Genomic DNA, 13,598 nt, shown 5'->3' with positions numbered 1-13,598 from the left:
GACCGCTCCGCATTGGCGCCCCCAAGTCGTTCAATCTCCGCCACATGGACGGACTGACCAGTGCGAGGTCGTAGTCACTGCGATCGGCGCCATCGAAAGGTGAGTTCTGTTTGAAGGTTCGACCTGTCACGGCACTGCCGCGCATAAAAACATGCACATCCTTATACCCGGCATCGCGAAGGCGTCTCTTATACTTTGACGGAATCCCGAATAGTTTTGCGCAGTGCGAAAGCCATAGGGTGTCCATTCATAAACCGGTTGTGCACCGCGCCCGGGCTCCATCATCCGGTATTCCGCTTCGCGAGTCATACGCTCATTGTTACGGATTTCACCTTCGGCGCTGTCATAGAGGCCGGGTCGTGGCTTCCAGTTTGGATCGCGCTCTTGTACCGGCGCACCGCCGCCTCGGCATTCATCGCTGAGAGTTGGATACGTGTCTCTTCCTGCGGCGTCGTTTGAATGCGCCGTCCGCCGATCAAATGGCCTCCTGCCATTTCGACCAGATTAATGGGTCCGTGCCCTAGGGGCGTCCAGACCTTAGGTCAGCGGTGTCCAGCTGCCATCCTCGTTCCTGCAAGCAGTGCCTCGAGCCGATTGCGGTGTACCGTCTATCCGCACCGTATGCGTGTATTGCCGGCAGTTTTGCGAGCCAACCTGATAAGGCTGCGCCGCAACGACTTCACCGGAGTGGTTGCCGCTGCTGTTTTTCCATTCGACCGTCTTGCCGGCAGGAGAATACTCGAGCGCCTGGTATTCGGCTTGCAAGGCACGCTTGCGATCCGACGCGTCCAGAGATGGATTGTTTCCGATCAAGCCGTTGCCGAGCGCCGCAAGGACCCCAGTTGTGGCGGATTGTTTCGAGCCACCTGTCAGTTTGCTTAGCGTGCTCCCGCCATTGCTCTTGGGCGCCGACGTCGTGGAACATCCGGCTAAAACAACGACGGCAAGCAGGGAAATGACTATATGGAATTTCATCATCGGTCCGTTTTAGGGTGTCCTTTAAAGTGGCCTTTTATGGCCTGATTAGTCGCTCGCTTGCAAGCTCGATTCAGGTTGCCGCAACTGGAAGTGTCAGCCGCGCAGCCAGACCACCGAGCTCAGGGCTCCGCTCCAGCCGCAGCGTACCGCCATATTCCCGGACCGTGTCGTTGACGATCGAGAGACCAAGGCCGGTCCCCGGCTTGCTCTCATCCAGTCGCTTGCCGCGTGTCAGCGCGTCCTTGATCTGCCTCGGCGCAAGACCAGCTCCATCGTCCTCGACGCTGATCTCAAGCCCGCTATCTACCTTCGCGAGCGTAAGCCTGATGACACTGCGCCCCCATTTTCCTGCATTTTCCAGAAGGTTGCCGACGACTTCTTCGAGATCTTCCTGCTCACCCGCAAAAATCGCATCATCCATATAGTTGTTGAACTGAACATCCATTGAGGGATTGAGTTTGGCGGTGACCCGTACCAGGCGGGTGAGGATCGGGGTGACCGGCGCGCGAAATACCACACTGTCGCGCTGTGCGGCTATGCGCGCGCGCTGGAGGTAGTGTTGCACCTGGACCTGCATCGCCTCACTCTGCTCGGCGACAATGCGCCCTTCGCTCCCGCCGATCGTCCGGCTTTCATTGACGAGGACGGAGAGCGGCGTTTTGAGCGAATGCGCCAGATTGCCGACCTGAGTGCGCGATCGCTCCATGATGCGGCGATTATTATCGATCAGCGCGTTCATTTCACGCGCGAGCGGCGCGATCTCGTCGGGCAGACGTTCATCCAGCCGCGAAACCTTGCCTTCGCGGATATCGGCGAGGGAACGGCGAACACGATCGAGCGGCCGCAGACCGAACAGGATCACGGCCGCGTTGATCAGCGTGCCGCCCAGAGCAAATATACCGAGATAGAAATAGAGGGTGTTGCGGAAATGGGCGATTTCGCCTTCGACCTCGCTCAGATTTCCCATGACCCTGAACCGTGCAACGCGGTTTTCCGCGTCGAGAACAACTTCAGTTTCGACGACGGAAAGCTGCTGGCCGTTGGGACCTGGTTCTACGTAGGAGCGTTGAAAGGACGTATCGAAGGGAACATTGAGTGTCGAGGGCGAGTCGATCTCCCTGTCACCCAGCGAGACGGATTTGAGCGAACCCTTCAGATTGTCGGCCACGGGTTCGACAGACCAATACCAGCCTGAAAGCGGGCTCGAATAGCGCACCTCACCCGGGTCTGGACGACCGGCAAGCGTGCCGTCATTGACGCTGACCGACGCGATCACGCTGAAGAGATGGGCGGAAAGCAGCTGCTTGAAGCTCTGCAGACGCGACTCGCCATAGATCGTTGAAATGATGGTGGCAATGGCAACGAAGGAGATGATGGTCCATAGCGTCGAGAGCATGATGACGCGCAACGACAGGGAACGCAGGCTGGGAAGATAGCTGGTCAGCGGGATTGTCACACGTTGTCCTGCCTTTTAATGGCGTTCAGGAGGGTGCCTATGACTTGCTGTCTTGCGATTTGATCCTGTATCCCATTCCTCGGATGGTCTCAATGAGATCCATTCCCATTTTCTTGCGCAGGCGTCCCACAAACACTTCTATCGTATTGGAATCCCGATCGAAATCCTGATCATACAGGTGCTCGACCAGCTCGGTGCGGGACACCACCTCGTCCATGTGATGCATGAGATAGGACAATAACCGAAACTCGTGCGACGTAAGTTTCAGTGTAGTCCCATTGACGGTCGCCTTGGAGGTCTTGGTGTCGAGCCGTAATGGACCACAAGTGATTTCCGACGACGCATGACCCGCAGCGCGGCGGATCAAGGCCCGCAAACGCGCCAGAACTTCCTCGATATGGAACGGCTTGGCGACATAGTCGTCGGCACCCGCGTCGATACCGGCAACCTTGTCGCTCCAGCGGTCACGTGCAGTGAGCAGAAGTACGGGCATGACCCGCCCGTCCCTGCGCCATTTTTCAAGTATGGTCAGTCCGTCGATTTGCGGCAGGCCAATATCGAGGACCACAGCGTCATAGGGCTCGGTGTCGCCAAGAAAGTGACCCTCCTCGCCATCGGAAGCCTTGTCGACGACATAGCCAGCATCGGTCAATGCTTCGACGAGCTGGCGATTAAGATCACGGTCATCTTCGACGACGAGTATTCTCATGCAGGATTTCCCTTGCCGGCGCGGATCAGCTTGCTGGTACGGCGACTTCCACACGGCGCGGACGTTCACCATCCTTGCCGGGGATCAGAACCACCACGACGCAGACTTCCTTGCCGTTCTGCACAACCGATGTGGCACGCGCAAGGGTACCACCTTGCGAATCGGCCACCCGTTGCCCAACGGACGAGCAGTCTGCGGCAAAGGCGCTGCCGGCATTGAAGGCGCCAGCGACCGAGATCAGGCCCGCAAGGGGCAGGGAGATAAAGAGGTGTTTCATCATGGCGTCATTATTATCGGTTGCTGTCTGAACGATGCATGAACGTTTGGTAATCTGACTGTCAGGATTGCCACAAGTTCACGCCTTTTAACACTATATTTCTTTACGTGTTATGAGCGCAGTGGCGCTGACCCGACCAAAAAGCGCAACAATCCCGCTCAAGGCGGTCAGAAACTGCACAATAGTATCGGTGATCGCTCCTTGGTCGATGCCATCGGTGGAAATGTGGAAGAAGCTTGAACAGGAAAGCAAGATCGTCACGATCGACGCCCATACGGTTTTCGACAGATACCACGCTTTTTCAGTGTTCATCATAAATTCCTTTTTTCAAATGGGTTGAACGGGGTCTGATTCTTTGCAAGGCGATCGCAAATGATGGTTTTGAGCACCCGAGTGCAGAGAAACGCGATTTGCATACCGCCATGGCGGGAATCTCAAGAGACCCTTGAAATCAATTAAAGTGCAGTTTGCGGCGGGCAGCCCGTCCCGGTCCGACCCTGGCTGAAATCATCGCAACGCCGAAGTCGATTTCGGCTGTCAGGGTGCCAAGATCGGATTGTCGTTCAGAGAAACGGTACGTCCAGTTTGGCCCTTCCACATCAACGGATCGAACCAGTTTTTCATCCTTTCTTATTTCGACGCGGTAGGCCTCACGCTCCTCGCCAAGCGGAATATCCGGCGCGAGCCAGCTGTCCGCATCAATCCGCCCACGCCTTATCCAACTGATGTGGACATCACCATTTGCCCCCGTGCGCGACCGGATTTGCACAGGTTCGAGCGGCTGCACAGCGCGCAACCCGCCCGTTCGTTCAACGGTGCTGAAGAATTGATCGGTGAAATCTTCTCCGGATGCGCCAATGCGCCAGGAAAGTCCAAGGCCTGTCTCCTCCGATTTCAATCCAGCCGGGGCAACGGCATCCGTCATCAAGATGAATGGTGTACCCGCAGATCTTGGCTGCATGGCCTCGTTCTCGGTACCGCACTGGCCGCGCAAGAGCCCGCTCAATCGCCACAGATCGCTTTGTATTTCCTCTGCATTGATAAACTGCAGCACCTCCCAATTGCCGTCGGAACTAGCCACCAGCGCAGTGTTTGCGCCGCCGAATATCTGCGCCATGGACGTTGAACGCAGTTCACCGTGATAGAGCTGCACGTCGAGCGCCTGTCCGTTCAGCAACCGGCCGCTCGCTCCACCCGCCAGCGGCGCAATCAGTTCCCCCATCACCGCGCGGTCGGCAATTACAGTTCGTTGCTTGAAATCAACTGCTTCGGGTGAAGCGTAAACACTCGCCCCGCCCCAGGGCTCGGCGAAAGCCGCGATGCGAAACTGGTCTGGGGGCCTTTCCACACCCGGCCACATCGGCAAGTCCAGGAGCTCGAAATATGGCCTGCCGCGAACTACGGATTTCCTGCCATCGGCGGGTACCGGCAGCGCACCGCGAACGGGGTAGCGGACATGTTGCGGCAAGGCTCTGGCCTCGACCCGGCGTGTCGCTCCGTCTTCGATGGAGGTCACGACAAAATCCGGAGCCGAGGTGTTGCCAGCAACCCTCACCCGATCACCCGGCTTCAGGGCAGCCTGCTTCCAGGGCACTTCAAACGATGCGGTTCGCCGCGCTGCCCGGCATGTCTGCAACGCCTCCTCAGCCAGCGATTTCGCCTGCGCCGTATCGATCATGCCCGGCAGTCCGATGTTTTCAGTGCCCTTGCCGTCGAGGCGCTCGGCAAAACTCATCGCTGCCTGGTAGTCGAGCATCGGGTCGCGATAGGCTATTTCGATACGCGACGGCTGATCGGTAAGTTCCTGCATCCGCCAGGTAACCGGCCCTCCCTCCTCCTGTTCCACAAACTCGTCGATGAGCGGGGCTGTGGCATCCATACGAGCCGTGCTCCGGAAAATCAGGCTGTTGCCGCTCTCGAAACTATCGACATCGAAAAGAGCAAGCAGCGGCTCGATAGCGGCTCGCACGCTGGTCGGCTCTTCAATGACGTAACCGCTGACGAAACCATCCACTCCGCCGACGTCAATATTGGCTGTACCGAAATCGGCGAGGATCGCAGCCAGCAATTCGTCGAGCGCGACGCCGGAGATCCGCCCGTTGAGCCAGTGTCCCGTCGTCCAGTTGTCTCCATCCGACCAGAGCGACCTGTTCAGCGGAAATTCCGGATAAGGCCGCGTATCCCAGGCCCAGACATACAGGCGATCCGGATCGATCATGGCGCGGTTGTTACCACTGTTCCAGTGATTGAAATGCGCCCGCAAGAAGCGGTTTTGCGCAAGATCGCTACGGCCATGGTCGGAAAAGTAGGGATATGCGCCCTCGGACGATTTCATGTCCGGAAAGACATTGGGTTGATTGGGGCCCTTGTCGGCGGCGGGGCAGCCCAATTCCGTCAGCCACAATGGTTTTCCCTGCGGTTGCCACGCTGTCTGTTCCGCGCTCTCGACACCTCCCAGCCGGTTATAGTGCTTGTTGTTCCACCAGGAACTTAAATCCTTGTAGCGATAGACCCAGGGTTTCCCCGCACCATCCGTGATGGGTGTGCGCGTTCGCGATGCTCGATCGTCGGCCGATTTATAGTACCAGTCGAACCCTTCGCCCGAGGCGATCTGACGTTGCAAACCGTCCAGATCATAGGGCGAGGTCAAACCGTCGGGATTTGGAACACTGTAATCCTCGTCGCGCCAGTCGCTGAGCGGCATGTAATTGTCGATGCCGACCGCGTTGATGGCAGCATGCGCCCACAGCGGATCGAGATGGAAAAACACGTCGCCCGATCCGTCTTGCGGATGGTGGCCGTAATATTCCGTCCAATCGGCACCATAGGTTAGTCTGCAATCATTGCCGAGAATGCCGCGCACTTCACCCGCTAGATCGCAGAGGGCGTTGACGAAGGGAAAGCCGTTGGACTGGTCTCTGATTGTCGTGAGGCCGCACAGTTCGGACCCGATTATGAAGGCCTCTACCCCTCCCGCACATACAGCCAAATGCGCCAGATGCAGCACCAGCCTGCGATACCCCCAGTCGTCCTTGTTCCCTCGATAGCTGACGACGTTGTTTTTGATCAGGAAATCGCTGGCTTTCACGCTGCCAAGAAATGTTTTGATCTGGGCGGCGGCGGCTTCGGACTTATCAGGGCTGCCCGGTTGGTACGGCGCGGGGTGACACGTAATACGCCCGCGCCATGGATAAGCACCTTGCCGCGGTCCTCCATATGGATCGGGCAAATTATTGTCCGCTCGGATGTCCATCATCACGAAAGGGTAAAGGGTGACATTCAGGTTTCGCGCCTTGGCATCGCGAATAGCATCGATAACGCTTTGATCGGAAGGCGTCCCACCATAGGCCGCGCCGGTGCCAGCCCGTGAAATAAGATGAGCCTGTGACCGCGAGACCCCGCCTGCCCTCCAGGTGCTGCTTTCCTTGTATCCGGACTTGTCCATGACGCCGGGCTTGATCGCGCAGTTGGCTGCACGCAAATCTGCGCCGAACCAGGGCACCACAATGGCGATATGTTTTAGCGAAGGACTAAGGTGCTGCAGTTCATTCATTGAGGCCTGCCAATCGGTAGCAGCACGCAGGCAATTGCGGTTCAGGCTCTTTGTCTTACCCTTGGATGGCTCACTGGTAACCAGTTGCGGGGAAAGTCCAAACTCCGTTGCACCCGGAACCAGGGCCACCGCTTTCAGATTACTCGCGACGCTTCCCACCGCTCGCACTGCCTCGAACTGGAACTGCGGAATGCGATTGCCATAGTCGTCCAGCGGGAATCGATCGAACACGACATAGGCCGTATTGCGATAGGCCGGTGCTTTGCCTTGTCCCTGTTTCGCTTCGATCAGCGGGTCGACGGGCTGGCTGCTTGCTCCCCCATAAACACGGATCGTGCAGCGGGTCTGGTCGAGCTCCTTTCCATCCACCCAGATGCGGCGGATCATGCTGATCGGCCCTTCAGCGATAGCAATGGCAAAATTGGCAAAGTAATTATATTCGCTGACTTTTGGCCCGCCTTTGCCACCTTGACGCGAGGTGGTTTTCACTTCCTCGAAGCGGGTTGCCCAGATGAGCGTGCCGCCCAACCGAACGGCACCGTACACGCGCGGGAGCGCCGCGCCCTCCTCGGCGGACATCGGCCGCATTGAGGACATGCGCGGACCTTCGATCGTCTGCCCGAAAAGCGCCCGGTCGATGAGGTAGCCGCCAACCGAAGCAACGGCCGAGCCAATCGCCGCAGCTACCCCGGTTGTTCCGAAAGCCCAAGTTGCTGCAGCCGTTAGAACAAGTGTTGCCATGCAATTGAATTCTTTCTGGAATTACTGAATTAATACTGGATTTTACATTGCCGCCGTGCGTGGTTCGACAAGCTCACCATAAGGGGTGAAGATTGGTTGTAGGGGAGCCAAATCCACAACGTTAGCTATTGTCATTGCGATCAAACCACCTCCCTCATGGTGAGCTTGTCGAACGACGCACAGCAGCATTGCGATCCGGAAACGCGAACACGCCAGCTATCCGCTTGCGCCATTGCGGGACCAAAGCCGAGCCCACAACGCTGTGACCCTCATAGGCGTGAATGAAGCGCCCCTGGTCGGCGAGGATGCCGAGATGTTTGGCAGCTACGCCATCGCGCCAGCGAAACACCAGCAGGTCGCCGGGTTCGGCCCCGTTGACCGTTTTTTCCGTCATGTGCAGACGTGCGGCATCGAGCAGTGGATCGGCTGTGCTCGACTCAGCCCAATCCATGGAATACACGGGAACCAACTGCGGTTCTTGCCCGTAGAGTGCCCGCCAGATGCCGCGCACCAGTCCGAGGCAATCGCAACCAACCGTGCATCTCGACCCGCCGTGCCGGTAGGGCGTGCCGATCCAGCGCCACGCCTCGGATAGAACTTCCTCTGCAATGCTCATGGCACCAGTGGCTTTCCATCGAAATTGCCCTTGCCATCGGCATAATTATAGGCGGCGTCATTGCCAGGCAGATGCGGAAACCCGCGAAAATTGACGCTATTGGCGAACTTCGCCTGGCATTGCGCGAAGCTCTTGTCGCAGCCCGGCAACAAGGAGAACTGATCCCCGGCCTTGACATCGGGTATCTGCGCGTCGCGCAGGCTGAGCCGAATGGCGTTGCCAAAGGGAGCATGGTTAAGAACGACATTGGCTCGTCCGGCATTAGCCCCGGATGTCCAGGTCAACGTACCATTATCGAACCAGTCGGCGTTTGGAGGTTGATGCCCGGAAACAACGATCTCCCGATCCGATATGATGGTCACGGCCATTCCCGTCTGAGCCCCGCCCGCATGGCCGCAACGGTTGTCGCCGAGCTGGGCGTCGCAGAGGCGCGTGATTCGCCGGCCGCTGACCTTGTCGAGATCGACCGCGCTGCTTTTCGTTTCGGCCACGAACTTGCCGCCCGAACGTGTAATCGCACCGATGCGGGCGCTGCGCAGGAGAGTGAGTTGATCCGGCGACGCCCAATTGACGAGCCACGTTTCCACTATTGCCGCGTCGAAGGCCCCTCGCTCGATATCACTGTCAGTGATGCTTGCCGACGAAAGGGCGCCTTCGATCTCCGCGCTGTCTACCCCAAGGCCCAGTGAATTGGTCGCTTCGCTGGCGCTGAGACCGGTTTGCGGCTCGCAGGCAACTCCGCTGACAAGTAACGACCGATCATGGTCCGTGAAGCCGTGTATCACACTGTCCTTTCGCCGGATGATCCAACAGAAACAATGTGTTGTGACTTCGCCTGCAAGATGTGATTCAAGCGCGGGAGGAATTGCGGTCATACCTTTACCTCGATGATCGGGATGGTCGGGATCTCGCCTGCCTTGAATGATTTGATGCTGATCGTCAGCCGGTCCGTATCGAATCGCACCGGTACGTCGAAGCCGAATCCCGCCGTCACGGATGCGCCCGCAGGTGGTATTCTACCCGGCTGAAAGATAACCTTCCCGGTAATCAGCTCGACGACGAAATCCAGCGCTTCCGTCTTTTCGACACCGTTTACAGCAACCCGTACACTGCCTCCCTGTGCCTTGGTTATCAGCCGCACATAGTCGCCGTAGCGTTTAACCAGCTGGAAAACAGCATTGGTGCCGTCGCCATTCCCAAGCAACTGGTCGCCTGGTGCAACCATCTTTCCGGACCGGCACGACAGATGATCGAACGGATCACGAAAACGGAAGGCATGGAGCGAACCTCTCCGTGCTTCGAAGAAAGTCATGACGTCATCGAGATCTGCCAGTGAGCGGACACCGGTCCCTGCATCATAGTGGTGCCGGGATTGCGCCCAACGCGAATTGCGCTGTTCGAAACCAGACGTCAGCGGGACGATCTCGTTGCGCCACTCCGGCCCGCCGGTCGCGCCGAAGGAAACGCCCGCTGGAAACCGGACATCGTGAAAAGCTGTCATGATGGTCACCTTAGAACGTTCTGGCGCCCTTGCGTGCCGCGCGGGCAAGCATGCCGGTAAGCTGAGCCTCGGATTTGCGGAAGGATGTAGCGTCCGGTGTCGATACGTTGAAGGTAACGTGCACCGCCGAGCCGCCGCCGTGCGTGGCGACGCCAAGTCGCCCATCTGCACCGCGCGCCAGAGGCATGATCGCCTCGGTGCCCGCTTCGCCCATCAGGCCAAGTGACCCGCCTGCGTTGAAATAGGTGGGGCTATCGACGATCCCGCCTTTCGCATGCGGCTTGGCTTTGCCCGTCAGTCCGCCCAGCATGTCGGAGAACAGGCCAGAAGCCAGATCCTGCAGCGGTTTCAGCCCCGCACTCAGGCTCATATTGGCTATGCTCATCGCCAGTTGTTTCAGAACATCGCCAAGGTCATGACCGCTCACCGCCGCGCTTTTCAGCGAGTTCGTCAGAGTGCGACCGAACAGCTCTGATTTCTTCTGCAAGGCATCGAGGGCTGCGTCGATGCCGCTGGTATCGCCTTTGACCTCAACTGTGGTTACGGAGTTGTCGCGCATACGTTTTCCTATCGTTCATCCGGAAATGCTTGCATCAACTGCTCGAGAGCAGTGCGTGTTGGGGCAACCCGGGCGCCGGATTTGTGGAAGGCAGCATTGAGTTCGCGCGGTGTCATCGCCCAAAACGCGGCGGAGGACAGCCGCAAGATGCCGAACCCCGCCGCCATCATGGCTGCCCAGGGAAATGGCTCGGGATGATCGTCGTTGATATTCATAGCCTTGATCCGGCTTGCTCCGAATTTGATTCACCAAAGGTGGCGCTCAACAACTCGCCAACGATGCGGGCAAAGCCGGTTATTCCGCCATCGGCGCGCATCTGCGCAATTGCTTCCGGCGCCAGTTCATTGCCGCCGCCGCGGAGCCCGGCAGCGATGATTTTGAGAATATCGGCCGCCGAGAGCGCGCTCGTCGAAAACCGTTTCAACAGGACGGCCAAATCTTCCGCGCCGAATGCATCTTCCAATTCCGCAAGAGCGCCCAGTGTCAGGCACAGGGTCCATTCGCGGCCATCTAGAACGGCGCTGATTTCGCCGCGATGTCGGTTCACCATCAGGCAATCTCCCTGAACGCAACGGGACCCGCGGATTCCAGCGCGATCTCGAAGGTGACCTCCCCGTTGTAGGCACCGCTATATTCAAGCGCCGTGATCTGAAACGGTCCCTGCAGCGCGCCGAAATCCGGCAATACAATCTGCCAGAGCGGGATTTCGCCATCGAAAAAAGCTTGCCGGAACCGCGCGTCCGACTGCGCATCTTTGAATATGCCGCCGCCACCGATTGATGCGCGCTGGACCGAACTGCCCCCCAGAAGCTCGCGCCAGCGACCGGCCGCATCGGCGTCGGTCACATCAACTGTCTCGGTGTTGAAGGCAACGCGCTTCGACCGCAGGCCGGCACATGTCACATAGCTGCCATTGGCATCGGCAACCTTCAACAGAATATCCTTGCCTCTCTGGGCGCTCATGCGATTTCCTTTCAGATTGAATTTGAGGTCAGGCGGGGAGTTCTTCCGTCACGGCCCGGTAGCGCAGGACACCGAGATAGCCATCGCGGTTGTCCTCGGCACGCGCCTGGGAATACTGCAACGCCAGGTTGGCCACCCGGTGCCCGACAAGCGTGAGTACCGGTTTGTCCAACAACCGCTCGATGATGTTCATGATCGTAAATACCGATTTTCGGCCGCTCGCCCGATTCCAGATGTTAAGCGTGAACAGATGTTCGCTGCCCCGTTCGGTCCCTGTGCTCCAATCATAGATATTGGCTGCGCCGAGCGTCACGTAGGGAAACACCGCCTTCTCCGGCACACGGTCATAGACCCGTCCCTCTATCAATTTTTCCAGCGCGCCATCCGCCCGCAAAAGTGCGAGAAGTGCCTTTTGCAATTCCAGGCCGGCACTCGTCATGGCTTGGCCTCGTTCGTAGCCTTGGGCTTACGCTTCGAATTTGCAGCTTGGTCTTTTCCAGATCTGGCATTCGCATCTTCCGCGAGTTCGATCGCTTGCCAGCGCAAAGTCTGGATCAGGTCGGCGACGGTCATCTGCATCGTGATCTTCATTGACGCTCCTCACGCACGCGGCACACCAGATAGCGCCCGCTATCGTCGGGATCGTGCAGGGTCAGGATTTGAAAAATGCGGAGCCCCTTGCGCAGGCGCATGGTGCTGGCGATATCGCTTCGCATCCGCAGTGTGATGCGGTGCGTGACTTCTGGCAGTCCTTGCTCGCCGAGGATGCGCAGTCCGGGCTCCGTCGGTTCGATCTGCGCCCAGACGCTGGCGATCTCGACCCAGTTCTCCATGAGTTCGCCCGTGTCGTCGGCAGTGACTATGGATTTCTCCAGCAAAAGCTCGCGGGACAGACTGCCCGGATCAAGGAAGAGCGCCGGCATCATAGCGATACCCTGCGCCAAAGCCCGATCGCCCGTTCAAAAGCCGGCGGATACGAGACAGGCTGTTGCGCAGCGCCATAGAACCCGCGAAGCTCATACCAATGCGCAACCAGGGACAAAATTGCATGGCGCAAGGCGTCGGGAACCTCGTTTCCGGTTTGGCCGAACCCCGCAATGAAATCGATTTCCAGCCCGCCGAGCGGCTGGGCCGGCCGATTGCGCGCCGCAAGGTAAAGCCGCGCCGGCCTCGCGTAGCCACTGAGATGGAGGTCGTGCCCAGCAATCGAAACCGGCATTCCATCTTCGATGTAAGCCGTTACGGCGACGACGGAACGCACCGGATATTTCGTGATCCGGACGACACCGCTTTTCGGCCAGCCATCGGCATAGAACCGCCAGGTCTGGTTGATCAGTGCTAGGCCCGTCTGCACCTCGAGCGCTTCCCGTGCAGCCTTGATAAGGCCAGTAAGCAATGCATCTTCGCTATCACTGTCGAGGCGTAAAAATTGGCGCACCTCCGCCAGCGTCACCGGCTCGGCAGCCGGCGGCTTGATCAGTGTCATGGTCATGTTTGGATTCCCTATGTCAGGCTGTGTTGAAATCCGAGCTTTTGATTTGCCGATGCCGGCGGAATATCATTGCGCCCTCTGTAGCGCCCCGCGTTCGCGATCCTGTTCAAACCGGTTCAACCGGCCAGTCGACGTTTCGCCATCACCCACTCGGCAGACTGGCGCAACTTTGCAATTCCTCGTCAGGCTCCTGCGCCGACCTTGCGACCATTCGGGAATGGATGTTCGCCCCGTAACCGAGCTGCAGTGCTGCGAGCATGGTTTCCGCAACTTTCGCATAAGCGCGCGGCCCTGGCGTCTCGATGACAAGCCCGTAATTCCCGCCTGACCCATCGGTCGAGAAACCGAGCCCGGCGAGCGCGCGCAAGCCGTGCATACTCATGCGAAAGGAGCCGGGTTCACCCTCCTTCGGACCGTAATATCCCGACGACGCCTCGCACTGCGCCTTGCTGTCATTCTCGACGAAGCGGCACTGAACATAGCGCTGCCCTTCCAGATCAATGATAAGATAACGATCAAGCGGCCGTAGCCTCGCGAGAGCACCTGTGTGCATACGCGCCAATCTTGCCACTACCGGACAGCGGTAAGCCTCGATGAACGCGTCTGCCGAAGTCGACTCAGTCGCGCCAGACATGTCGGGCGCGACCACCCTGCCGACAGCCATGATGAGTACCGCTGCCATCGCAGTCGCACGCATCGACGCCAGTGCAGTCAAGAATGTCCTGTTCATATTTGGTATTAACCCGGCGCGCA

The 13,598-nt window shown here is 58.5% G+C and carries 18 protein-coding genes; all 18 read right to left on the bottom strand.

Annotated elements, in window-relative coordinates; translation table 11 throughout:
* Window positions 1-537: 537 nt before the first annotated feature.
* The 18 genes from J2X72_RS12480 to J2X72_RS12395 all read right to left on the bottom strand — a co-directional run bounded on the left by J2X72_RS12480 (window position 538) and on the right by J2X72_RS12395 (window position 13,575).
* The gene (locus tag J2X72_RS12480) at window positions 538-975 is read right to left on the bottom strand and encodes an RT0821/Lpp0805 family surface protein (protein WP_210001773.1); all 438 of its coding nucleotides are present in this window, start codon (window positions 973-975) and stop codon (window positions 538-540) included.
* 73 nt (window positions 976-1,048) lie between these two features.
* Window positions 1,049-2,350 carry a HAMP domain-containing sensor histidine kinase gene (locus tag J2X72_RS12475; RefSeq protein WP_210002505.1) on the bottom strand — a complete coding sequence of 434 codons (1,302 nt, stop codon included), beginning with the start codon at window positions 2,348-2,350 and terminating at the stop codon, window positions 1,049-1,051.
* Window positions 2,351-2,471: 121 nt separating this feature from the next.
* Window positions 2,472-3,143, bottom strand: coding sequence for a response regulator transcription factor (locus J2X72_RS12470; RefSeq protein ID WP_210001771.1), 672 nt, complete (start codon window positions 3,141-3,143; stop codon window positions 2,472-2,474).
* Window positions 3,144-3,168: 25 nt separating this feature from the next.
* Complete coding sequence (locus J2X72_RS12465; RefSeq protein WP_210002504.1) at window positions 3,169-3,420, bottom strand: hypothetical protein; 252 nt, start codon at window positions 3,418-3,420, stop codon at window positions 3,169-3,171.
* Between the two features lie 93 nt (window positions 3,421-3,513).
* On the bottom strand, window positions 3,514-3,732 hold the full coding sequence (locus J2X72_RS12460) for a hypothetical protein (RefSeq protein WP_210002502.1): 219 nt from the start codon (window positions 3,730-3,732) through the stop codon (window positions 3,514-3,516).
* A 139-nt stretch (window positions 3,733-3,871) separates the two neighbouring features.
* On the bottom strand, window positions 3,872-7,714 hold the full coding sequence (locus J2X72_RS12455) for a glycoside hydrolase/phage tail family protein (protein WP_310072366.1): 3,843 nt from the start codon (window positions 7,712-7,714) through the stop codon (window positions 3,872-3,874).
* A gap of 154 nt (window positions 7,715-7,868) precedes the next feature.
* Window positions 7,869-8,330 carry an NlpC/P60 family protein gene (locus J2X72_RS12450; RefSeq protein WP_310072364.1) on the bottom strand — a complete coding sequence of 154 codons (462 nt, stop codon included), beginning with the start codon at window positions 8,328-8,330 and terminating at the stop codon, window positions 7,869-7,871.
* Window positions 8,327-9,205, bottom strand: a complete 879-nt coding sequence (locus J2X72_RS12445; RefSeq protein ID WP_310072363.1) for a DUF2163 domain-containing protein — start codon at window positions 9,203-9,205, stop codon at window positions 8,327-8,329. The genes J2X72_RS12450 and J2X72_RS12445 overlap by 4 nt, the downstream gene beginning before the upstream one ends.
* A complete protein-coding gene (locus tag J2X72_RS12440; RefSeq protein WP_310073017.1) occupies window positions 9,202-9,834 on the bottom strand; it encodes a DUF2460 domain-containing protein in 633 nt (210 codons plus the stop codon). The genes J2X72_RS12445 and J2X72_RS12440 overlap by 4 nt, the downstream gene beginning before the upstream one ends.
* A 7-nt stretch (window positions 9,835-9,841) precedes the next feature.
* On the bottom strand, window positions 9,842-10,390 hold the full coding sequence (locus tag J2X72_RS12435; protein ID WP_210001763.1) for a phage tail tape measure protein: 549 nt from the start codon (window positions 10,388-10,390) through the stop codon (window positions 9,842-9,844).
* Window positions 10,391-10,398: 8 nt separating this feature from the next.
* The gene (locus tag J2X72_RS12430) at window positions 10,399-10,605 is read right to left on the bottom strand and encodes a rcc01693 family protein (protein WP_210001761.1); all 207 of its coding nucleotides are present in this window, start codon (window positions 10,603-10,605) and stop codon (window positions 10,399-10,401) included.
* Window positions 10,602-10,940, bottom strand: a complete 339-nt coding sequence (locus J2X72_RS12425) for a GTA-gp10 family protein (protein WP_210001759.1) — start codon at window positions 10,938-10,940, stop codon at window positions 10,602-10,604. The genes J2X72_RS12430 and J2X72_RS12425 overlap by 4 nt, the downstream gene beginning before the upstream one ends.
* Complete coding sequence (locus J2X72_RS12420) at window positions 10,940-11,353, bottom strand: phage major tail protein, TP901-1 family (protein ID WP_310072358.1); 414 nt, start codon at window positions 11,351-11,353, stop codon at window positions 10,940-10,942. The genes J2X72_RS12425 and J2X72_RS12420 overlap by 1 nt, the downstream gene beginning before the upstream one ends.
* Window positions 11,354-11,381: 28 nt before the next feature.
* On the bottom strand, window positions 11,382-11,792 hold the full coding sequence (locus J2X72_RS12415) for a DUF3168 domain-containing protein (protein WP_310072356.1): 411 nt from the start codon (window positions 11,790-11,792) through the stop codon (window positions 11,382-11,384).
* Window positions 11,789-11,944, bottom strand: coding sequence for a hypothetical protein (locus J2X72_RS12410; RefSeq protein WP_310072354.1), 156 nt, complete (start codon window positions 11,942-11,944; stop codon window positions 11,789-11,791). Before J2X72_RS12410 ends, J2X72_RS12415 begins: the two co-directional genes overlap by 4 nt.
* Window positions 11,941-12,279, bottom strand: a complete 339-nt coding sequence (locus J2X72_RS12405; RefSeq protein WP_310072352.1) for a phage head closure protein — start codon at window positions 12,277-12,279, stop codon at window positions 11,941-11,943. Before J2X72_RS12405 ends, J2X72_RS12410 begins: the two co-directional genes overlap by 4 nt.
* Window positions 12,276-12,845: a head-tail connector protein gene (locus J2X72_RS12400; RefSeq protein WP_310072350.1), complete on the bottom strand. Its 570-nt coding sequence runs from the start codon at window positions 12,843-12,845 to the stop codon at window positions 12,276-12,278. Before J2X72_RS12400 ends, J2X72_RS12405 begins: the two co-directional genes overlap by 4 nt.
* Window positions 12,846-12,987: 142 nt before the next feature.
* Window positions 12,988-13,575 (bottom strand): TY-Chap domain-containing protein, encoded by a 588-nt coding sequence (locus J2X72_RS12395; protein WP_310072348.1) that lies wholly within the window; start codon window positions 13,573-13,575, stop codon window positions 12,988-12,990.
* Window positions 13,576-13,598 lie beyond the last annotated feature (23 nt).

The sequence above is a fragment of the Phyllobacterium sp. 1468 genome (assembly GCF_031455525.1).
In the GTDB taxonomy this organism is placed as follows: Bacteria; Pseudomonadota; Alphaproteobacteria; order Rhizobiales; family Rhizobiaceae; genus Phyllobacterium.
Note: the sequence above shows the minus strand (reverse complement) of the source record. Positions and strands in the feature narration are given on the sequence as shown.

Excerpts from the sequence above, each read along its gene's own strand:
- J2X72_RS12480 (WP_210001773.1), bottom strand. The coding sequence starts at position 975 with ATGAAATTCCATATAGTCATTTCCCTGCTTGCCGTCGTTGTTTTAGCC.
- J2X72_RS12470 (WP_210001771.1), bottom strand. The coding sequence starts at position 3,143 with ATGAGAATACTCGTCGTCGAAGATGACCGTGATCTTAATCGCCAGCTC.
- J2X72_RS12465 (WP_210002504.1), bottom strand. The coding sequence starts at position 3,420 with ATGAAACACCTCTTTATCTCCCTGCCCCTTGCGGGCCTGATCTCGGTC.
- J2X72_RS12460 (WP_210002502.1), bottom strand. The coding sequence starts at position 3,732 with ATGAACACTGAAAAAGCGTGGTATCTGTCGAAAACCGTATGGGCGTCG.
- J2X72_RS12455 (WP_310072366.1), bottom strand. The coding sequence starts at position 7,714 with ATGGCAACACTTGTTCTAACGGCTGCAGCAACTTGGGCTTTCGGAACA.
- J2X72_RS12450 (WP_310072364.1), bottom strand. The coding sequence starts at position 8,330 with ATGAGCATTGCAGAGGAAGTTCTATCCGAGGCGTGGCGCTGGATCGGC.
- J2X72_RS12445 (WP_310072363.1), bottom strand. The coding sequence starts at position 9,205 with ATGACCGCAATTCCTCCCGCGCTTGAATCACATCTTGCAGGCGAAGTC.
- J2X72_RS12435 (WP_210001763.1), bottom strand. The coding sequence starts at position 10,390 with ATGCGCGACAACTCCGTAACCACAGTTGAGGTCAAAGGCGATACCAGC.
- J2X72_RS12430 (WP_210001761.1), bottom strand. The coding sequence starts at position 10,605 with ATGAATATCAACGACGATCATCCCGAGCCATTTCCCTGGGCAGCCATG.
- J2X72_RS12425 (WP_210001759.1), bottom strand. The coding sequence starts at position 10,940 with ATGGTGAACCGACATCGCGGCGAAATCAGCGCCGTTCTAGATGGCCGC.
- J2X72_RS12420 (WP_310072358.1), bottom strand. The coding sequence starts at position 11,353 with ATGAGCGCCCAGAGAGGCAAGGATATTCTGTTGAAGGTTGCCGATGCC.
- J2X72_RS12415 (WP_310072356.1), bottom strand. The coding sequence starts at position 11,792 with ATGACGAGTGCCGGCCTGGAATTGCAAAAGGCACTTCTCGCACTTTTG.
- J2X72_RS12410 (WP_310072354.1), bottom strand. The coding sequence starts at position 11,944 with ATGAAGATCACGATGCAGATGACCGTCGCCGACCTGATCCAGACTTTG.
- J2X72_RS12405 (WP_310072352.1), bottom strand. The coding sequence starts at position 12,279 with ATGATGCCGGCGCTCTTCCTTGATCCGGGCAGTCTGTCCCGCGAGCTT.
- J2X72_RS12400 (WP_310072350.1), bottom strand. The coding sequence starts at position 12,845 with ATGACCATGACACTGATCAAGCCGCCGGCTGCCGAGCCGGTGACGCTG.
- J2X72_RS12395 (WP_310072348.1), bottom strand. The coding sequence starts at position 13,575 with ATGAACAGGACATTCTTGACTGCACTGGCGTCGATGCGTGCGACTGCG.